Annotated in this window: 13 protein-coding genes and 1 pseudogene; 11 read left to right on the plus strand and 3 right to left on the minus strand. The window is 71.6% G+C overall.

Annotation, left to right across the window (positions count from 1 at the left end):
* Positions 1-102 precede the first annotated feature (102 nt).
* The gene (locus tag AC0KTA_RS22275; RefSeq protein WP_481049988.1) at positions 103-1,788 is read right to left on the minus strand and encodes an MFS transporter; all 1,686 of its coding nucleotides are present in this window, start codon (positions 1,786-1,788) and stop codon (positions 103-105) included.
* A 1,154-nt stretch (positions 1,789-2,942) separates the two neighbouring features.
* Here AC0KTA_RS22275 and AC0KTA_RS22280 point away from each other — a divergent pair.
* The 4 genes and pseudogenes from AC0KTA_RS22280 to AC0KTA_RS22295 all read left to right on the plus strand — a co-directional run.
* A pseudogene (locus tag AC0KTA_RS22280) lies at positions 2,943-3,119 on the plus strand (ABC transporter ATP-binding protein); the annotation flags it as partial.
* Entirely contained in the window at positions 3,116-5,698 is a 2,583-nt protein-coding gene (locus tag AC0KTA_RS22285; protein ID WP_481049989.1) for an ABC transporter permease, read from the plus strand. The pseudogene AC0KTA_RS22280 and the gene AC0KTA_RS22285, both read left to right, overlap by 4 nt.
* 376 nt (positions 5,699-6,074) lie before the next feature.
* Complete coding sequence (mfd, locus tag AC0KTA_RS22290; protein ID WP_481049990.1) at positions 6,075-9,665, plus strand: transcription-repair coupling factor; 3,591 nt, start codon at positions 6,075-6,077, stop codon at positions 9,663-9,665.
* A 119-nt stretch (positions 9,666-9,784) separates the two neighbouring features.
* Positions 9,785-10,699: an SCO6745 family protein gene (locus AC0KTA_RS22295; protein ID WP_481049991.1), complete on the plus strand. Its 915-nt coding sequence runs from the start codon at positions 9,785-9,787 to the stop codon at positions 10,697-10,699.
* 44 nt (positions 10,700-10,743) lie between these two features.
* Here AC0KTA_RS22295 and AC0KTA_RS22300 read toward each other — a convergent pair whose 3' ends face one another.
* Positions 10,744-10,983: a hypothetical protein gene (locus AC0KTA_RS22300; RefSeq protein WP_481049992.1), complete on the minus strand. Its 240-nt coding sequence runs from the start codon at positions 10,981-10,983 to the stop codon at positions 10,744-10,746.
* A gap of 141 nt (positions 10,984-11,124) precedes the next feature.
* On the opposite strand from AC0KTA_RS22300, the gene AC0KTA_RS22305 reads away from it, so the two are divergent.
* Together AC0KTA_RS22305 and AC0KTA_RS22310 are read left to right on the plus strand one after the other, a co-directional pair.
* Positions 11,125-11,892, plus strand: coding sequence for an HNH endonuclease family protein (locus tag AC0KTA_RS22305; RefSeq protein ID WP_481049993.1), 768 nt, complete (start codon positions 11,125-11,127; stop codon positions 11,890-11,892).
* Between the two features lie 41 nt (positions 11,893-11,933).
* On the plus strand, positions 11,934-12,677 hold the full coding sequence (locus tag AC0KTA_RS22310; protein WP_481049994.1) for an N-acetyltransferase: 744 nt from the start codon (positions 11,934-11,936) through the stop codon (positions 12,675-12,677).
* 28 nt (positions 12,678-12,705) lie between these two features.
* On the opposite strand, the gene AC0KTA_RS22315 is transcribed toward AC0KTA_RS22310, so the two are convergent.
* A complete protein-coding gene (locus tag AC0KTA_RS22315; RefSeq protein WP_481049995.1) occupies positions 12,706-13,524 on the minus strand; it encodes a hypothetical protein in 819 nt (272 codons plus the stop codon).
* A 364-nt stretch (positions 13,525-13,888) separates the two neighbouring features.
* On the opposite strand from AC0KTA_RS22315, the gene AC0KTA_RS22320 reads away from it, so the two are divergent.
* The 5 genes from AC0KTA_RS22320 to AC0KTA_RS22340 all read left to right on the plus strand — a co-directional run bounded on the left by AC0KTA_RS22320 (position 13,889) and on the right by AC0KTA_RS22340 (position 20,385).
* Entirely contained in the window at positions 13,889-15,967 is a 2,079-nt protein-coding gene (locus AC0KTA_RS22320; protein WP_481056519.1) for an N-6 DNA methylase, read from the plus strand.
* 259 nt (positions 15,968-16,226) lie between these two features.
* The gene (locus tag AC0KTA_RS22325) at positions 16,227-16,862 is read left to right on the plus strand and encodes a hypothetical protein (RefSeq protein ID WP_481049996.1); all 636 of its coding nucleotides are present in this window, start codon (positions 16,227-16,229) and stop codon (positions 16,860-16,862) included.
* Positions 16,863-16,897: 35 nt separating this feature from the next.
* Positions 16,898-18,406: a serine/threonine-protein kinase gene (locus tag AC0KTA_RS22330; protein ID WP_481049997.1), complete on the plus strand. Its 1,509-nt coding sequence runs from the start codon at positions 16,898-16,900 to the stop codon at positions 18,404-18,406.
* Between the two features lie 177 nt (positions 18,407-18,583).
* Positions 18,584-19,255 carry a SurA N-terminal domain-containing protein gene (locus AC0KTA_RS22335; RefSeq protein ID WP_481049998.1) on the plus strand — a complete coding sequence of 224 codons (672 nt, stop codon included), beginning with the start codon at positions 18,584-18,586 and terminating at the stop codon, positions 19,253-19,255.
* Between the two features lie 65 nt (positions 19,256-19,320).
* On the plus strand, positions 19,321-20,385 hold the full coding sequence (locus AC0KTA_RS22340; RefSeq protein WP_481049999.1) for a nucleoside triphosphate pyrophosphohydrolase: 1,065 nt from the start codon (positions 19,321-19,323) through the stop codon (positions 20,383-20,385).
* Positions 20,386-20,460: the final 75 nt, after the last annotated feature.

A 20,460-nucleotide genomic window follows, 5' to 3' on the forward strand; every position in this document is an offset into this window, starting at 1 on the left:
CCTCTCCAAGCGCGGCTTCGGTCCGGTGCGGACCGCGAGGGAGCGAGGGCCGAGAACGCTACTGGCAGGTAGGGGGGCTGCGCGGGGTTTTCGCCATACTGGTCAGTCGGTATGGGGCTCCTCGGCCGGGGAATGCGTCAACTGCGGCTTTTGGGGCTGCTGTTGCTGCCGTGTTTCCTCGTTATTCGGCTCAGTGTTCGCCTGCTGAGGTTCCTCGTTCTCCTGCTGAGGCCCTTCCTGCTCCTGGATCACGGGAAAGCGCCGCGGCGCCACGAAGAGCAGCACCAGCAGGCACACCACGGCCGCGCACGCCGCCCCGACGTACACGGAGTCGACGGCCGCGTCCACCGCGCGCCGCAGCCGGTCCGCGTCCGCCACCGAGTCCGGGTCGTCCAGGGCCTTCGCCACCGAGTCCAGCGAGCCCGCCCCGCCCAGCTTCGCGCTCAGCACCCCGTTGGCCACCGCCCCGAACAGCGCGGCGCCGACGGTCTGCCCGATCTGGCGGCAGAACAGGACCGAGGCGGTCGTCGTGCCGCGCTCCGACCAGCCCACGGTCGACTGGACGCCCACGATCAGCGGCAGTTGGAAGAGCCCGAGCGCCGCGCCGAGCAGCAGCATCAGCAGAGCGGGCTGCCAGGCCGAGCCCGGGTAGGGCAGGAGGGGGAAGGCGAACAGGACGCAGGCCGCGGCGCCGATGCCGAGCATCGCCGTGTGACGGAAGCCGATGCGCCGGTAGACGTGCTGGCTGAGCGCCGCCGACACCGGCCAGCTCAGGGTCATCACGGAGAGCACGAAACCGGCGGCCATGGGCGCGAGTTGGAGCACCGACTGGGCGTACGTGGGCAGGAAGACCGTGGGCGCCACCATCACCAGGCCGAGCGAGCCGAGCGCCAGGTTCACGGCGGCGATGGGGCGCCGCCGCCACACCCAGCCGGGGATGATCGGGTCGGCCGCGCGCCGCTCGATGACCACGACCGCCGCGACGCACAGCAGTCCGCCCGCGAACAGCGCGAGTGACGGCGCGGACAGCCAGCCCCAGGCGACGCCGCCCTGCACGAGTGCGGTGAGCAGCACGCCTCCGGCGGCGAACACGGCGAGGGCGCCGGGCCAGTCGATACGTTTCCACGCGTCTGTACGTTCCCACGCCTCTGTGCGGGGTCCGGGCGCCGTCGTCGTGCGGCCGGGCTCGTGCAGGTGGCGCACGATCAGCCAGAGGGCGAGCGCGCCGATCGGCAGGTTGATCAGGAAGATCCAGCGCCAGTCCGTGTACGCGGTGATGAGGCCGCCGACCGCGGGGCCCGCGACCGCCGAAGTGGCCCACACCGTGGACAGCTTGGCCTGTATCTTCGGGCGCTCCTTGAGCGGGTACAGGTCGGCGGCGAGGGTCTGGACGGTGCCCTGCAGCGCGCCGCCGCCCAGGCCCTGGACGACGCGGAAGGCGATCAGCGCGCCCATGTTCCAGGCGAGCGCGCACAGCGCCGAGCCGAGCAGGAACAGGATGCTGCCGGCGATCAGGACGGGCTTGCGGCCGAAGGTGTCGGAGAGCTTGCCGTACACCGGCAGCGTGACCGTCGCGGCGAGCAGATAGCCGGAGAACAGCCAGGAGAAGACGGAGAAGCCGCCGAGCGTGCCGACGATCTGCGGCACGGCGGTGGACACGATGGTGGCGTCGAGGGCGGCGAGCGCCATGACGAGCATGAGCGCGGCGACGACGGCACCGCGCTTGTCCGTACGCGGCGCCGTACCCATGGCCGTACTCGGGCCGCTGCCCGGCTCCGTACTCGGCATCCCAAGGTTCCTTCCCCCTGCACCTGTTGCCTCGGGTCACCTTCTCACCGGGTGGGCCTCGTGGGGGAGGTGGAGGAACTCTCGGCTGGTGGGGCGGGGGGAGCGCGGGCGGGGTGGGGGGGGGGGGGGGGGGGGGGGGGGGGGGGGGGGGGGGGGGGGGGGGGGGGGGGGGGGGGGGGGGGGGGGGGGGGGGGGGGGGGGGGGGGGGGGGGGGGGGGGGGGGGGGGGGGGGTGGTAGGACGGGAGGAGGGTGGGGGTACGGGGGGGGAGAGGGGGGGGGGAGAGCGGGGTGGTACGAGTGGGTCCATGTAGAGTGTGGTATTACAAGGTTTAGCATACACAGGAAGGGGTTTAAAGGGGACGAAGTAGTAGTAAGTGGTGGGGTAGGATTATGTAGAAGGTAAGGAAGGTTGGGAGGGTAGAAAGAAAGTAGAAAGGTGTATTAGATGAAGGGTGACAATGTTTGTGTGGGAAAGATAATGGAAAGTGTAAAAATTAATTTAGTGTGATGGGAGTAGGGATGGGGGTAAAAGTATGAGATGATAAGTATGTGGTTAGGTAAGGGTATTAGGAGGGTAATAGAAATGATAGGGTAGTGAGTAGGAAGGAGAGAGAGGATAGAAATGGAAATTGAAGTTGGATAAGGAGGTGTAAAGAGGAGGAAGAGAGTAAATATGAGTAGGGTATGAGAAAGAGGATGGGATAGAGTGATGAAAAAGGAAGAAAGATTGGAATAAGGTGGATAGAAGAGAGGAAGTGTATAGGAAGAGGAATTGAGTGAGGGTATTAAGGTTGATAAAAGGTTGGTATTGTTGAGATAAATGAGAAAAGGTAAGATGAAGGATGAGGAATGAGGATTAGGAGGAGTAGAGATTAGAATGAGTGTTATGATAGAGAAGTGTATGTAAGGAAGATTGAAATAAGAGGAGGGAGGTAATGGAGGGTATAAGGAGGAAGAGATGTAGAGATTGATAAGAAGTAGTAGTGAGGGAAGAGGAATGATATGAGGGGAGGAGAAGGGGAAGAGGAGAAAGGGGAATGAAAGAAAAGTGTGATGAGGAAGTATAAGTTTTTATTTATTTTTGGTAACATTTACGTAAGTTTCATGGTACACAGCCACAAGGCGAAGTGGGATAGGAGAAGGAATGGAGAAGGTGACCGAGCTGGGCCAGACCATCGTGATGGTCACGCACGACCCGGTCGCCGCGTCGTATGCGGACCGGGTGCTGTATCTGGCCGACGGCCGCATCGTCGACGAGATGTACAACCCCACCGCGGACCAGGTCCTGGACCGCATGAAGCACTTCGACGCCCGGGGGCGCACGTCATGACCGTCCTGAAGACCTCGATGCGCAATTTCTTCGCGCACAAGGGACGCATGGCGCTCTCCGCCGTCGCCGTGGTCCTCTCGGTGGCGTTCGTCTGCGGCACGCTCGTGTTCTCCGACACGATGAACACCACCTTCGACAAGCTCTTCGCCGCGACGTCGTCCGACGTCACGCTCTCCCCGAAGAACGCGCCGGACCCGGGCGAGGACGGCCCGAAGACCGGCAAGCCCGAGTCCCTCCCCGCCTCCGCGATAGCCCAGGTGAAGAAGGCCGACGGCGTGAAGTCCGCCGAGGGCGCCGTCAGCAGCGACAGCGTCACGGTCGTCAACTCCAAGAACGACGACATCGGCGCGTCCAGCGGCGCCCCGACCATCGCGGGCAACTGGACGAAGAACGACCTGCGCGCCATGGAGATCACCTCCGGGCACGCCCCGCGCGGCCCCACCGAGGTGATGGTCGACGCCGACACCGCCGACAAGAAGAACCTGAAGATCGGTGACGAGCTCCGCACCATCGCCGCCACCGGTGACCTCACCGCCAAGATCTCCGGCATCGCCACCTTCAACGTGACCAACCCCGGCGCCACGATCGTCTACTTCGACACTCCGACCGCCCAGCGCGAACTGCTCGGCACCACCGGCCGGTTCACGCAGATCAACGTCACCGCGGCGAGCGGCGTCAGCGACACCCAGCTCAAGCAGAACGTGGCGACGACGCTCGGCGCGGGCGCCGCCGACTACAAGATCAGGACGCAGAAGGAGAGCGCGGACGACAACCGCAAGTCCGTCGGCAGCTTCCTGGACGTCATGAAGTACGCGATGCTCGGCTTCGCCGGGATCGCCTTCCTCGTCGGCATTTTCCTGATCATCAACACCTTCTCGATGCTGGTCGCCCAGCGCACGCGCGAGATCGGCCTGATGCGCGCCATCGGCTCCAGCCGCAAGCAGATCAACCGCTCGGTGCTCGTCGAGGCGCTGCTGCTCGGCGTCGTCGGCTCCGTCCTCGGCGTCGGCGCGGGCATCGGCCTCGCCGTCGGCCTGATGAAGCTGATGTCCGGCATGGGCATGGAGCTGTCCACCAAGGACCTGACCGTCGCCTGGACCACCCCCGCGGTGGGCCTGCTGCTCGGCATCCTCGTCACCGTCCTCGCCGCGTACCTGCCGGCGCGGCGTGCGGGCAAGGTCTCCCCGATGGCCGCCCTGCGCGAGACGGGCACTCCGACCGACGCCAAGTCGGGCGCCGTGCGCGCCGTCATCGGCCTGGCCCTCACCGGCGCCGGAGTCTTCGCGCTCTACACCGCCGGGCAGGCCGACAAGGCCAAGGACGGCTCCCTCTTCCTCGGCCTCGGCGTCGTCGCGACCCTCATCGGCTTCGTGGTCATCGGCCCGGTCCTCGCGTCCTTCGTGGTCCGCGTGATCAGCGCGGTGCTCCTGCGGATGTTCGGCCCCATCGGCCGCATGGCCGAGCGGAACGCCCTGCGCAACCCGCGCCGCACGGGCGCCACCGGCGCCGCCCTGATGATCGGCCTCGCCCTGGTCGCCTGCCTCTCCGTCGTCGGCTCCTCGATGGTCGCCTCGGCCACGGACGAGCTGGACAAGTCGGTGGGCGCGGACTTCATCGTGCAGGGCAAGCGCCCGGTCACCCACCAGGTCGAGGACCTCATGCGGAAGACCGAGAACGTCGACCACATCACGCGCTACAAGTTCCCGGACGCCGACATCACCACCCCGGACGGCAAGGTCACCAAGAACAAGGGCGTCAGCGCCGCCGACCCGACGTACGTCAAGGACATGCACCGCGAGACCCTCTCGGGGAAGCTGAGTGCCGCGTTCGGCAAGGACGCCATGTCGGTGGGCGAGGAGTTCGCCAAGAAGCACCGCCTGAAGCTCGACGACGAGCTGAAGGTCGACTTCGACGACGGCAGGACCGCCACGCTGAGGATCGCCGCGATCACCTCGGACGACACCGCCCTCGACAAGGGCGCGATGTTCACGAACATCACGACCGTCGAGCGCTATGTGCCCGCCGACAGGATGCCCCTCAGCACCATGGTGTTCGCCCAGGCGGCCTCCGGTAAGACGGACGCGGCGTACAAGGCCCTCAAGGCCGGCCTCGACGCCGACCCGACGTACAAGGTCCAGAACCAGGCCGACTTCAAGGAGGACCTGAAGAACCAGGTCGGCCAGATGCTGAACATGGTCTACGGCCTGCTCGGCCTCGCGATCATCGTGGCCATCCTGGGCGTGGTGAACACGCTGGCCCTCTCGGTGGTCGAGCGGACCCGTGAGATCGGCCTGATGCGGGCGATCGGCCTCTCCCGCCGCCAGCTGCGCCGCATGATCCGCATGGAGTCGGTGGTCATCGCCCTCTTCGGCGCCCTCCTCGGCCTCGGCCTCGGCATGGGCTGGGGCGCGACGGCCCAGAAACTCCTCGCCCTGGAGGGCCTGAAGGTCCTGGAGATCCCCTGGCCGACGATCATCGCGGTCTTCGTGGGCTCGGCGTTCGTGGGCCTGTTCGCGGCGCTGGTCCCGGCGTTCCGGGCGGGGCGGATGAACGTGCTGAACGCGATTGCTACTGAGTAGCCACTGCGCGCGGGGGAGGGCCGGGCCCGGGGGAACGTTCCCCCGGGCCCGGCCCTCGTCATAGGGGGCTGCGCCCCTCGCCCCGCCTCATCGGCCCTTCGGGCCTCGTCCTCAAACGCCGGACGGGCTGAAACCCAGCCGCACCGGCACACATTCAGCCCCTCCGGCGTTTGAGGAGCGGGAGTCTGGGGGCGGAGCCCCCAGTTTCGGGAAGGGGCGGGCTTGGGGAGCCCCCGGCAGGGCCCCACCCCGAGCCGACCACTGGGAAAGGTGGCCGACGCCCGGCCGACGTACCCTGGAGGCCCCCGGCCCGTGCGACGTGCCGGGCTGTTCGCGTTGTCCGCATCGTTCTCTGCCCCGGACTGGATGCCCCTTCATGAGCCTGCACGGACTGCTGGACGCCGTCGTCAAGGACGCGGCCCTCACCGAAGCGGTGAAGGCCGCGGCCGACGGCAACCGGCACCACATCGACCTGGTCGGCCCCCCGGCCGCCCGCCCCTTCGCCGTGGCGGCCCTCGCCCGCGAGGCGCGCCGCACCGTCCTCGCGGTGACGGCCACCGGCCGCGAGGCCGAGGACCTGGCAGCCGCGCTGCGGACGGTGCTGCCGCCCGAGGGGGTCGTGGAGTATCCGTCGTGGGAGACGCTGCCGCACGAGCGGCTGTCCCCGCGCTCGGACACCGTCGGCCGCCGCCTCGCGGTGCTTCGCCGCCTCGCGCACCCGCGCGCCGACGACCCCGAGACGGGCCCGGTCTCGGTGGTCGTGGCGCCGGTGCGCTCCGTGCTGCAGCCGCAGGTCAAGGGGCTCGGCGACCTGGAGCCCGTGGCCCTGCGCACGGGCGAGTCGGCCGACCTGGGCGAGACGGTCGAGGCCCTGGCCGCGGCGGCGTACGCGCGCGTGGAGCTGGTGGAGAAGCGCGGCGAGTTCGCCGTGCGCGGCGGCATCCTGGACGTCTTCCCGCCCACCGAGGAGCACCCCCTGCGGGTGGAGTTCTGGGGCGACGATGTCGAGGAGATCCGTTACTTCAAGGTCGCCGACCAGCGGTCCCTGGAGATCGCCGAGCACGGCCTGTGGGCGCCGCCGTGCCGCGAGCTGCTCCTCACCGCGGAGGTGCGCGGCCGGGCAGCGGCCCTCGCCGAGCAACACCCGGAGCTGGGCGAGCTGCTCGGCAAGATCGCCGAGGGCATCGCGGTCGAGGGCATGGAGTCCCTGGCCCCGGTCCTGGTGGACGACATGGAGCTGCTGCTGGATGTCCTCCCGGCCGGGGCCATGGCGTTGGTCTGCGACCCCGAGCGGGTGCGCACGCGCGCCGCGGACCTGGTGGCGACGAGCCAGGAGTTCCTCCAGGCCAGCTGGGCCGCGACGGCGATGTCCAGCGCGGTCGAAGACCGCTCCGGCAAGGGTGGTGGTGGGCGACGGGCGGGAGGGGAGGCGCCGATCGACGTGGGCGCGGCCTCGCTGTGGGGCATCGCGGACGTCCGCGACCGGGCCCGCGAGCTCGGCATGATGTGGTGGTCGGTCAGCCCGTTCGCCGCCGACGAGACCGTCGACGACGGCGACACGGACACCCTCAAGCTCGGCATGCACGCCCCGGAGACGTATCGGGGAGACACCGCGAAGGCCCTCGCCGACACCAAGGGCTGGCTCGCCGACGGCTGGCGCACGGTGTACGTCACGGAGGGCCACGGCCCGGCCGCCCGCACCGCCGAGGTGCTCGGCGGCGAAGGCATCGCGGCCCGCCTCGACGCCGACCTCACCGCCCTCACCCCGTCCGTGGTGCACGTGGCCTGCGGCTCGATCGACTACGGCTTCGTCGACGAGGCCCTGAAGCTCGCCGTCCTGACGGAGACCGACCTCACGGGCCAGAAGGCGGCGGGCAAGGACGGGCAGCGCATGCCCGCCCGGCGCCGCAAGACCATCGACCCGCTGACCCTCGAAGCCGGCGACTACATCGTGCACGAGCAGCACGGCGTCGGCCGCTACATCGAGATGGTGCAGCGCACGGTCCAGGGCGCGACCCGCGAGTATCTGGTCGTGGAGTACGCCCCCGCCAAGCGCGGCCAGCCCGGCGACCGGCTCTACATCCCCACCGACCAGCTGGAGCAGATCACCAAGTACGTGGGCGGCGAGGCCCCCACGCTGCACCGCCTCGGCGGCGCCGACTGGACGAAGACCAAGGCGCGGGCGAAGAAGGCGGTCAAGGAGATCGCCGCGGACCTGATCAAGCTGTACTCGGCCCGGATGGCGGCCCCCGGCCACACCTTCGGCCCCGACACCCCCTGGCAGCGCGAGCTGGAGGACGCCTTCCCGTATGTGGAGACCCCCGACCAGCTCACCACCATCGCCGAGGTCAAGGAGGACATGGAGAAGTCGGTCCCGATGGACCGCCTGATCTGCGGCGACGTGGGCTACGGCAAGACGGAGATCGCGGTCCGCGCGGCCTTCAAGGCGGTGCAGGACGGCAAGCAGGTCGCCGTCCTCGTCCCCACGACACTCCTCGTCCAGCAGCACTTCGGCACGTTCTCCGAGCGCTACTCGCAATTCCCGGTGAACGTCCGGGCGTTGAGCCGCTTCCAGTCGGACACCGAGGCGAAGGCGACCCTGGAGGGCCTCAAGGACGGCGCCGTCGACATCGTCATCGGCACCCACCGCCTGTTCTCGTCCGAGACCAAGTTCAAGGACCTGGGCCTGGTCATCGTCGACGAGGAGCAGCGGTTCGGCGTCGAGCACAAGGAGCAGCTGAAGAAGCTGCGCGCCAACGTCGACGTCCTCACCATGTCCGCGACGCCCATCCCCCGTACGCTCGAAATGGCCGTGACCGGCATCCGCGAGATGTCCACGATCACCACGCCCCCCGAGGAGCGGCACCCGGTCCTGACCTTCGTCGGGCCGTACGAGGAGAAGCAGATCGGCGCGGCCATCCGCCGCGAGCTGCTGCGCGAGGGCCAGGTCTTCTACATCCACAACCGCGTCGAGTCCATCGACCGGGCGGCTGCCCGGCTGCGCGACATCGTGCCCGAGGCGCGCATCGCGACCGCCCACGGCCAGATGTCCGAACAGGCCCTGGAGCAGGTGGTCGTGGACTTCTGGGAGAAGAAGTTCGACGTCCTCGTCTCCACGACGATCGTCGAGTCCGGCATCGACATCTCCAACGCCAACACGCTCATCGTGGAGCGCGGCGACAACTTCGGCCTGAGCCAGCTGCACCAGCTGCGCGGCCGCGTGGGCCGTGGGCGCGAGCGCGGTTACGCGTACTTCCTGTATCCGCCGGAGAAGCCGCTGACCGAGACCGCGCACGAGCGGCTCGCGACCATCGCCCAGCACACGGAGATGGGCGCGGGCATGTACGTGGCGATGAAGGACCTGGAGATCCGCGGGGCAGGCAACCTGCTCGGCGGCGAGCAGTCCGGCCACATCGCGGGCGTCGGCTTCGACCTCTACGTACGCATGGTGGGCGAGGCCGTCGCCGACTACCGCGCGTCCCTGGAAGGCGGCGTGGAGGAGGAGCCGCCGCTGGAGGTCAAGATCGAACTCCCGGTGGACGCGCACGTCCCGCACGACTACGCCCCCGGCGAGCGCCTGCGCCTGCAGGCCTACCGCTCGATCGCCTCCGCCACCACGGAGGACGACGTCAAGGCGGTGCGCGAGGAACTCACCGACCGCTACGGCAAGCTGCCCGAGCCGGTCGAGAACCTCCTGCTCGTCGCGGGCCTGCGCATGCTGTCGCGGGCGTGCGGCGTCGGCGAGATCGTGCTCCAGGGCAACAACATCCGCTTCGCTCCGGTGGACCTGCGCGAATCGCAGGAGCTGCGGCTCAAGCGGCTCTATCCCGGCACGGTCATCAAGGCGGCCGCGCACCAGGTTCTCGTACCGCGCCCGAAGACGGCGAAGGTCGGCGGCAAGCCGCTGGTCGGGCGGGAACTTCTGGGCTGGGTCGGGGAGTTCCTGGCTTCGGTGCTGGGGTCGTAGGCCCCGGCGCTCGGGCGCGGCCCCGGGTGGGCCGCTTCCTGGGCTCGGCTCCGGGTGGTGCCGCGTCCTGGGCGCGGCCCGCGTGGGGTCGCGCTGTCGAGTGACGGAGGTGTGGGGCGATGACGGGGACGGACGGGAACGAGGCGTCGGCGGGGGCCGTGTCGGGGGAGGCCGAGCCGGGCCGGGTGCGGCAGATGTGGCACCTGCTCGAGCCTCTGCACGCCGTGGTCTATTACGCGCCCGAGGCCCTCGACGAGGCCGCCGGGCTCGGCTTCGCGACGGGTGAGCGCTGGCCGAGCTACTTCGCCTGGCGGGCGGCGCCGCTCGGTGCCGCGGGGCGCGAGCGTGTGACGTCCGCGTTCTACAGCTTCAGCCCGCGAATGGTGGGGGAGTACGTCCCGGCGGCATGGAGCGTCGCGGCGCCCGCCGACGTGCTGGCCGCCCGGCTGCGCGGGATCGACCGCGCCTGGCGCGCGCTCTTCGGTGAGTCGGTTGACGGGCCGGACGTGGCGGAGGCGGCCCGGCTGGCGCGGCGCGCGGCGGAGGCGGTGAACAACGAAGGGCGCCCGCTCGCCGCCGCCAACGCCGAGCTGCCCTGGCCCGCGGAGCCGCATCTCGCGCTGTGGCAGGCGGCGACGGTCCTGCGGGAGCACCGGGGTGACGGCCACCTCGTGGCGCTCCTGGCGGCCGGGCTCGACCCCGTCGAGGCGCTGGTGTCCTTCGCGGCGATCGGCGCGGCACCGGAGGAGACGTTCGCGAGCCGCGGATGGACCGCCGAGGAGTGGGACGCGGCCCGGCAACGGCTCGTGGGGCGGGGGCTGTTGGACGCGGGCGGCACCGCCACGGAGGCGGGGCGTGCGCTGCGCGCCGAAGTCGAGCTCCGCACCGACGAGTTGGCGACGGCGCCGTGGCGGGCACTGGGCGCGGACGCGACGGCGCGCCTTGCGGACCTGCTGGGCCCGCTGTGGGTGACGGTCCTCGGGTCGGGACTGCTGCCGACGGAGGGGAACACGTTGGGGATCGGGAAGGTGTGAGGGGCGGGGGCCCGTCAGCGTGAGGGCTGCTCCCCGGGTGCCCGTCAGCGCGGTCGGCGCTCCGGCTTCCGGTCGTCGCGGTCCGGGGCGTCGTGGCCCTGGTCCCGGGTCTTCTGGACGCGGGCGGCGGACGTGTCGCCGGTCTTCTCGCCGACCTCCTGCTCCATGGCGTCGGCGACGTTCTCGGCCTTGGACCGGTCCTTGGCGCGGCCCTTCGACCTGTCCTTGGACCGGCCTTGGTTCCGGTTCTTGGGGTTGCCCTCGGCCTTGTCGTAGATGCCCATGGGGAGCTCCTGGGGGGGATCAGGGGTGGGGCGGGTCACGGCCGACGATACGTCGGGTTTGTGCTGCTTGCTCGCTGAAGGGCGGTATGGTCTGGACCACTTGGCCGCTACCGTGGGGCCGGTCCAGGGGAGGGAACGACTGTGAGGCTCGGGTCCATCGTGACGTGCGGCGGGACGAGGCGGCGGGCGGGCGCGGGCGCGGTGGTGGCGCTGCTCGTGCTCGGGGGCGGGCTCTCCGCCTGCAAGGGTGACGCCGACAGCGGCAAGGGCGACAAGGGCGGAGCCGTGGGCTCCGGTGCGCGGGGCGGGCCCGCGCTCGCCGCCGTGGACTCCCTCACCGTCAAGGGGCGCGCGCCCAAGACCGGTTACGACCGGGCGCGGTTCGGCAGCCCCTGGGCCGACACCGACTCGAACGGTTGCGGGACCCGCGACGACATACTCAAGCGGGACCTGGACGGCGTGAAGTTCCGGGACGGCGACTGCACGGTCGTGTCGGGCAGCCTCGCCCCCGATCCGTACACCGGCAAGGACGTGACGTTCACGCGCGGGCGCAGCCGCGTCGACATAGACCACGTCGTCGCGCTCTCCGACGCCTGGCAGAAGGGCGCCGGGAAGTGGCGCCCGAGCAAGCGCATCGCGCTGGCCAACGACCCGTTGAACCTCCTCGCCGTCGACGCGGGCCCCAACCGCGGCAAGGGCGACGGCGATACGGCGACGTGGCTGCCCGCGAACAAGTCCTACCGGTGCGCGTATGTGGCGCGGCAGGTCGCCGTGAAGAAGAAGTACGGGCTGTGGGTGACGGGCGCCGAACGGGACGCCATGCGGCGGGTGCTCTCGCGCTGCCCGCAGGAGAAGCTGCCGACGGGCGGCGCCCCGACCGAGGCGCCGGGGCGGTTCCGGGCGCGGTAGACCGGTTCCCGTGCCGCCCCCCGGCGGCTAGCGTGCGAGGCGTGGACCTGAAGATCACCACCCTCGCCGAACGGACCGGACTCGCCGACTCCATGTCGGCCATGGCCGACACCTGGGCCGAGTTCGTGCAGTACGACCCCGTCTCCTGGTCGCTGATGGGGCGGATCCCCGTGGAGTGGCCGGAGCACGTGCTCATCGCCACGGACGCCCGAGAGCGGGTGGTGGCGCGGGCGTTCAGCGTGCCGTTCGCGCTGCGGGCCGAAGGGCGCGGGGAGTTGCCCGACGGCGGCTGGGACCAGGTCATGCTGTGGGCGTTCTCGGACCTGAGGCGGGGCCGGGAGCCGGACACCGTCAGCGCCGTCGAGATCACGGTCGCCCCGGACGCGCAGGGCCACGGCGTGTCCGGCCGGATGCTCGCGGCCCTGCGCGAGAACGCGCGCGGGCGCGGCTTCGGCGAGCTCGTCGCGCCGGTGCGGCCGAACGCCAAGCACCTGGAACCGGCCACACCCATCGAGGAGTACGCGCGGCGCGTCCGGGACGACGGGCTGCCGTACGACCCGTGGCTGCGGGTCCACGTCCGCGCGGGCGGTGTCGTCGAGAAGGTGGCGCCGGTGTCGATGACGGTGTCGGCCACGCCGGCGCGGTGGCGGGAGTGGACCGGGCTGCCCTTCGACGAGGAGGGTCCCGTCGAGGTGCCCGGGGCGCTGGTGCCGGTGCACTGCGAGCCCGCGCGCGGGTACGCGGTGTATGTGGAGCCGAACGTGTGGGTGCGGCACGCGCTGTGACGCGCGCCGCACCGCCCGCGTGGGCGACTCAGCCCTCCAACTCGTCGAGGTCCAGCACGTCGCCGGTGGGCGGAGCCGTCTTCACCGGCTTGTCGTAGTCGGTGAACGTCAGCGTCTCGGACGGCTTGGTCTTGTTGACGATCTTCCGCAGGTACGGCTTGCCCTGGGTCGCGACGTAGATCGTGTACTGGTCCTTGCCGTCGCGCTCGTGCAGGGCGAGGGCCGGGGCGCCGTCGAGGGGCGTCACCTTGCCGCGTCGCGCGGCCGAGTCGACGTCCTTGAACTCCGCCAGGATGGTGTCGAGGTCGCAGAAGGCGGCCATGTCCTTCGCGTCGGACGACTTCGCGCTCGTCTTCGACCAGCGGTTCGCCATCGCCTGCACCGCCGCGCTGGTCTCGGCCTCCGGCTGCCCCTTGGTCTCGCTGCGGATGAACTCCGCGTCGGGCCGCATGTACACGGTCGTGCGGTTGACGATCAGGTCGAGCGAGCCCTCCCCGGCCACGCTCATCGAACCCGCGCACTCGCCGCGGGTGTTGAGCGCGATGTCCATGGTGACGACACCGCCCTCGCCGTCCGGGGCACTGCCCTTGATGGTGAGCGACTTGGCGGCGGTCGTCGCCGACACGGACTTGTCGACGATGTCCGGGCCGGACATGCCGGGGAACGGACCCTTCGGCTTGTCGTCGCGCTGCTCGCCGTTCTTCGCGGAGTTCCCGGGGGCGGAGTCCCCCTTGTCGGAGTCCCCCTTGTCACCGCCGCAGGCCGTCAGGGTGACGGCCGCCGTCGCGGTGAGACAGAGCGCGGCCAGGGTGCCGCGGCGCAGGCGTGGGCGCGAACGCTGATGCATGAGAGGTCCCCCCCCAAGGGATTTGTTCGGAGTACTCATCAGAGCAGGTTGCTGTGAACCGAGTCAACACGGCTAACGGTGACAGAATGGTTAACGGATGTGAAAGGGGTTCGTTGCGTATGTCTGGGTAAGCTCGGTGTCGCATGCCGTCGGGGGAAGGCGGCGTACGGGGAACGAGCGACACCGGACGACGAGGGGCGGGCCAGTGACGACCGACGGGCCTACGCAGCACACGACCGACGGGCCTACGCAGCACACGACGACCAACGGGCCTACGCGACAGGGGAACCGCACGCCGCACGCGCGGCGCACGACGGAGGGAAGCGGTGAGAAGCCGGACACCACCGAGGTCACCGCCGCCGGCATCGCCCGCCTCGCCGGCGTCGGCCGCGCCGCCGTCAGCAACTGGCGCCGCCGCCACGCCGACTTCCCCCGGCCCGTGGGCGGCACCGACACCAGCCCCTCCTTCGCGCTCGCCGAGGTCGAGCAGTGGCTGCGCGGCCAGGGCAAGCTCTCCGAAGTACCGCTGCGCGAACGCGTCTGGCAGCAGCTCGCCGGACACCCGGCGGGCCCCACCACCGCCCTGCTGCACGCCGGCTGCGCCCTGCTCCTCGTACACGACCGGCATCCGGACTGGCTGCGGGTGAGTGCCGTGTCGGACGAGCGGATGGCGCGGCTGCTCCCGGACGTGATCGAGGACGTGCTGACCCCGCGCTTCGGCCCGCCCTCCGGCACCCGCGCCGTCCGCGCCCTCGCCGCCCCCGAACTCCTGCCGTCCGCCCCCCTGTTGCGCGCCGCCGCCGAACTCGCCGCCGAACTGGGTGCGCACACCGCGTACGAGTTCCTGCTCGGCCGGCACCTGGACGCCAACCCCCGCCAGTACACCCTCACCCCGCAGGGCCCCGCCGACCTGATGGCCGCCCTCGCGGGCCCCCCGCACCCCGGCCGCGTCGTCCTCGACCCGGCCTGCGGCACCGGCGCCCTGCTCCGCGCCGCCGCGCCAGGCCCCGGCCGGGACACCGCCGACTGCCGCCTGTACGGCCAGGACAGCGCCCCCGACCTCGCCGCCCTCACCGCCCTGCGCCTGGCCCTCGGCTCCGACGCGACCGTGCGCACCGCCGCCGCCGACACCCTGCGCGCCGACGCGCACGCCGACTGCGCCGCCGACGCCGTCCTGTGCCACCCGCCGTTCAACGACCGCAACTGGGGCCACGACGAGCTGGCCTACGACCCGCGCTGGGAGTACGGCTTCCCGGCCCGCACCGAGTCCGAACTGGCCTGGGTGCAGCACGCGTTGGCGCGGCTGCGCGACGGCGGCACCGCCGTCCTGCTGATGCCGCCCGCCGCCGCGTCCCGCCGCTCCGGCCGCCGCGTCCGCGCCGACCTGCTGCGCCGCGGCGCCCTGCGCGCCGTGATCGCGCTGCCCGCCGGCGCCGCGCCCCCGTACCACCTGCCGCTGCACGTCTGGGTCCTGCGCAGGCCGGGACCCGATGCCCCGGCCGCCCCCGAAGCGCTGCTCGTCGAGGCGGTGCAGGCGGCCGACGGCAGGCACACCGACGGGCGGGACCGGCAGACCTGGCCGCCCGTGCAGGACGCCGTGCTCGACGTGTTCCGCCGGTTCGAGCGCGACGGCACCCTGGCGGAGGAGCCGGGCTTCGCGCTGTCCGTGCCGGTGCTCGAACTCCTCGACGACGAGGTCGACCTGGCGCCCGCGCGCCGCCTGCCGCCCCGGGTCGCGGGCGGCGGCGCCGAGGAACTGCGCGACGTACGCGCCCTGCTCGGCGACACCCTGCGCCTGGCCGCCGACCTCACCCCGCCGGAGGCCGCGCCCGGCCCGCCGGACGCCGCCCGCCGTCCGCTCACCACCGTCGGCGAACTCGCCCGCGCGGGCGCCCTGTCGATCCACACCGGCCACACCACGGGGGCCGCAGGGGTGCCCGTCCTCACCGAGCACGACGTCCTCGCCGGAACAGCCCCCTCCGCCACCGCTGCGCCCCACCAGGACCAGCCCCCCGAGGCGGGCGACGCCCCCGCTCCCGACGCCCCCGTCCTCACCGAGCCGGGCGACGTCGTCGTGCCCGTGCTCGGCGGCGGCATCGCCGCCCGCGTCGTCGACGGGACCACCGCGGGCGCCGCGCCCGGCCGTGGCCTGGTGCTGCTCCGCCCCGACCCGGCCGCCCTCGACTCCTGGTTCCTCGCCGGCTTCCTGCGCGGCACCGCCAACCACCGCCAGGCCAGCAGCTACGCCTCCACCTCCGCCCGGCTCGACGTACGCCGCCTCCAACTGCCGCGCCTGACGCCAGAACAACAGCGCCGGTACGGCGAGCGGTTCCGGGACCTCGCCGCCTTCGAGGACGCGCTGCGCCTCGCGGGCCGCCTCGGCGAACAGCTCGTGCGCGGCATGTACGACGGCCTGGCCGACGGGAGCGTGGCCCCCGAGTGAGCGGAGCAGCCGCCGGGGGAGAAGCGGCCGGAGGAGGAGCCGGAGAAGCGGCCGGAGGAGGAGCCGGAGAAGAAGCCGGAGGAGGAGCTGTCCCGTCCGCGTGACCAGTACGGCAACGGTTCGGTACAACCCGGGACCGGTTGCCGGAGTCGGCCTATACGCTCGATTCTGCATTCGTTCGTTCGTCGGCCGTACGTTTCCCCCGACGGCCCCGCGGGGCCCCGGGCACGTACGGCCGCGTCAGGTATCAGGAGCAGCCATGCACGGCCACGGCTACGCGCCGCCGCACCCACCGTCGCCTTCGGAGGGCTCGCAGGTGACGATGCGCGTGCTGTTCGTGGTGCTCGCCGTCCTCACCTGCGGCTTCCTCGCCTGGGCCGCGATGCTGCGGCTCGCGCTCGTGACCCGCAAGGCGCGCGACTGGGCGCTCTTCGCGGTCGTCGTCGCCCTGGACGCCACGGCCGTCGTCCTCATCGGGATCGACCCGGGGGACGACGAGTTCTCCGGGCCCGGCAACGCGGGCATGACGATCCTGGTCTCCACGGTCGTCCCCGTGATCGCGTACTACCTGACCATGGACATCCGCCACTTCGGGCGGCTCGCCCGGGCCCACGCCCCGTACCAGCAGGCGCAGTTCCCCGGCTACGTACAGCCGCAGCAGCACCCGCAGCCCCAGCCGCAGCAGCCGTCGTACGGCTACCCCTCCCAGGCACCGGCGCCCCACGTCACCCACACCCCGACCCCGGCCCCGCCCCCACACCTGCCCACCGCGCCCACGCACACCGGCCACACCCCGCCCCCGCCGTCCCGTCCCGCGCCCGCCCGCATCGACCAGGTCCGTGCCGAGCTCGACGAGCTCAGCGACTACCTGCGCAAGCAGGAAGGCGGCAACTGACGGTGGCGAGCGCGGCAGGGGGAACGGACCACCGTGTGATCGCCGGGCGCTATGAGCTGTCCACGCTCATCGGCCAGGGCGGCATGGGCCAGGTCTGGACGGCGTACGACCAGCGCTTGGACCGGCGCGTCGCGGTCAAGCTGCTCCGCCCCGACAAGGTCGCGGGCGCCGAGGCCGACGAGCTGCGCCGCCGCTTCCTGCGCGAGTGCCGGGTCACCGCGCAGGTCGACCACCCCGGCCTGGTCACGGTGCACGACGCGGGGAGCGACGGCGAGGACCTGTACCTCGTCATGCAGTACGTCGACGGGGCGGACCTCGGCGACCACCTCGCCGAGCACGACCCGTACCCCTGGCCGTGGGCGGTCGCCGTCGCCGCGCAGCTCTGCGCCGTGCTGTCCGCCGTGCACGCGGTGCCGATCGTGCACCGCGACCTCAAGCCGCGGAACATGATGGTCCGCCAGGACGGCACCGTCACCATCCTCGACCTCGGCATCGCCTCGGTCATGGACACCGACACCACCCGCCTCACCCACACCGGCTCCCCGATCGGCAGCCCCTCGTACATGGCGCCCGAGCAGGCCATGGGCGGCGCGGTCGGCCCGTACACGGACCTGTACGCGCTCGGCGTGCTGCTGCACGAACTCCTCAGCGGCGACGTGCCGTTCTCCGGCTCGACCGCGCTCGGCGTGCTGCACCGCCATCTGTACGAGCCGCCGCTGCCGGTGCGCAGGCTGCGCCCAGAGGTCCCCGAAGCCCTCGAATCCCTCGTCCTGCGCCTCCTCGCCAAGGACCCGCAGCACCGCCCCGCCAGCGCCCAGGACGTGTACGAGGAACTGGCACCGCTGCTTCCCGGCCGCTCCGTGCCGTCCGGCCGCCCCCTTGACCCGACCCGCCCCTTCCTGCGCCCGCACGCCCCCTGGCCCGACCGCGCCGCGACCCCGGCACCGGCCCCGCGGCCCGGGCCGCCGCGGTCCGCCCACGGCCAGGACGTCGCCGCCGCCGTCGACGAGGTCAAGCGGCTCCTCGGCGAGGGCCGCATCACGCAGGCCGTGGACATCCTCGGCGCGATCCTGCCGGCCGCCGCCGCCCAGCACGGCGAGCACTCACCCGTCGTCCGCACCCTGCGCAAGCAGTACGCGGCCACGCTCATGGACGACGGCCAGTACCGCCGAGCCCTGCCCGAGCTGCGCCGCCTCGCCGACCAGCGCGCTGCCGAGTCCGGCCACGCCGACCCCCAGTCCCTGCAGTTCCGCTACGAGGCCGCGCAGTGCCTGGAGCAGCTCGGCGAACCGGCGGCGGCCCTCGCCGAGTACCGCACGCTGCTCCCCTATTACGAGAACCAGTACGCGACCGCCGACATCCGCCAGCCCTTGGAGATCCGCCGCCGCATCGGCCAGCTCCTGCTCGCGCTCGGCGACCGCCCGGCCGCGCACGAGACGCTGGGGCGGCTCGTGCTGGACGCCGAGCGGGTGCACGGCGTCGGACACCCGTTCCCGGCGGAGATCCGGCGGACGCTGCAGTGGCTGGGGCAGGTGCGGGGCTAGACCGAGGCCGGCCCCGGCCGGGGAAAAGGCCGACAAGGCGGAATCCGCCCCCGCGCGGTGCCCCAACTCTTGCCGAATCGTTGGTCGAATGGGTGGCCGAGCCGACCACCACTGCCTACCATCGATCACCGCAAGACTTTGTGCAGCGAAGCACAATCTCTCCACCGGGAGGCCCACTTGCACCGCCGCAGCAGCCGCCGTCGCTCCGCGCTCGTCCTCACCGCCGCCGCCCTCGTCGCGGCCCCCCTCCTGACCGCCTGCGGCAACGAGGCGCATCCGGGCGCCGCAGCCGTCGTCGGCAAGCAGCGCATCACGGTCGCGCAACTGGAGAACAGGGTGAACGAGGTGCGCTCCGCGCAGCGGGCCGCCCTCCCGGACGACCGGCAGTACGAGCAGGTGGTCGCCAAGACCGGCGGCCTGACCCGCAGCACGCTGCACACGATGGTGCTCGACAAGGTCCTGCACCGGGCCGCGCGGGACGCCGGGGTGAGCGTCACGCGCAAGGAGATCCAGACCATGCGCGGCGGCCTGGAGGAACAGGCGAGCGGCAGGAAGGCGCTCGAGGCGCAGTGGCTGCAGCAGTACAGCGTCGCGCCCAAGCGCCTCGACGACAGCATCCGTACGGAGATCGAGGCGCAGAAGCTCGCGCGCAAGCTCGGCGCGGACATGAACGCGCGAGAGGGCCAGGACATCTTCTGGGGCGCCCTGTCCAAGGCCTCCAAGAAGCTCGACATCGACCTGAACCCGCGCTACGGCGCCTGGGACGTCAAGGCGAGCAAGCGCACGGACGTGAAGACGCCGTGGGTGCGCGAGGTGTCCGGCGGCGGGTCGGCGGGGGCGCAGGTCTAGGGGCCGTCGGCGGGAGGGACGGCCGTCGGCCGGGCGGTGTCAGTGGTGTGGGCTACGTTCGAGGTGTGAACGAGATCGAGACGTCCGAGACCGCCGAGACCGCCAAGGCTCCCGGAGCCCATGAGGGAGCCCGCGAGGGAGCCCACGAGGCCGCCGGGACCTCCGGGGACGGCGTCGGCCGCGTCATCCTGCTCACCACCAGCCACCGCGTCGCGCCCGGCCTGCTGTCCTGGGCGGCGTGGCAGGCGCTTGCCACCGCGGACGAGGTCGTGTGCGCCGACGCCACGCACCCGCAGCTCCCGTATCTGCGCGAGGCGGGCATCGCCGTCAAGCAGGCCTCGCCGAGCGCCGAGGAGCTGGTGCGCGCGTGCGCCGGCGGCCGCACGGTCCTGGTCGTCGCCACCGCCGAGGGCGACCGCCCCCTCACCGACGGCCTGGCCCGGCTCGCAGGATCGGGCCGCCTGCCGATGCCGGACCTGGAGCTGCTCCCGGGGTCGTACGACCTGCCGGGCGCCCGCCTCCTCGACCTCGTCCAGGTCATGGACCGCATCCGCGCCGAATGCCCCTGGTCCTCGCAGCAGACCCACAAGGGCCTCGCGAAGTACGCCATCGAGGAGGCGTACGAACTGGTCGAGGCCATCGAGGACGGCGACGCGGACGAGCTGCGCGAGGAGCTGGGCGACGTGCTGCTCCAGGTCGTCTTCCACGCGCGGATCGCGCAGGAGGCGGCCGAGGACGACGAGCGGTTCTCCGTCGACGACGTGGCCGCGGGCATCGTCGAGAAGCTCATCCACCGCCACCCGCACGTCTTCGGCGAGGACACGGCGGCCACCCCGGAAGAGGTCAAGGAGCACTGGCTGCGCACCAAGGCCGTGGAGAAGCAGCGCGCCTCCGTCACCGAAGGCATCCCCCTCGGCCAGCCCGCCCTCGCCCTCGCCACCAAGCTGGCCTCCCGCGTCCGCACGGCGGGCCTGGACGTCCCCCTGCCCGCGGGGCAGGGCGTCGGGTACGACCTCCTCGCCATGGCCATCCGCGCGGAGGCCGAGGGCGCGGACCCGGAGGCGGCGCTGCGGGCTGCTGCGCGGGCCTATCGGGACGCGGTGCGCGCGGCCGAGGCGCCCGACGCTTAGTACGGTTGCCTCCCGGGGTGTTCGGGGCTCGCTCGCGTCGCTGAACTCGACCCGGCCGAGCGGGAGTTACTGCCC

It is taken from the genome of Streptomyces sp. Y309 (assembly GCF_056712025.1).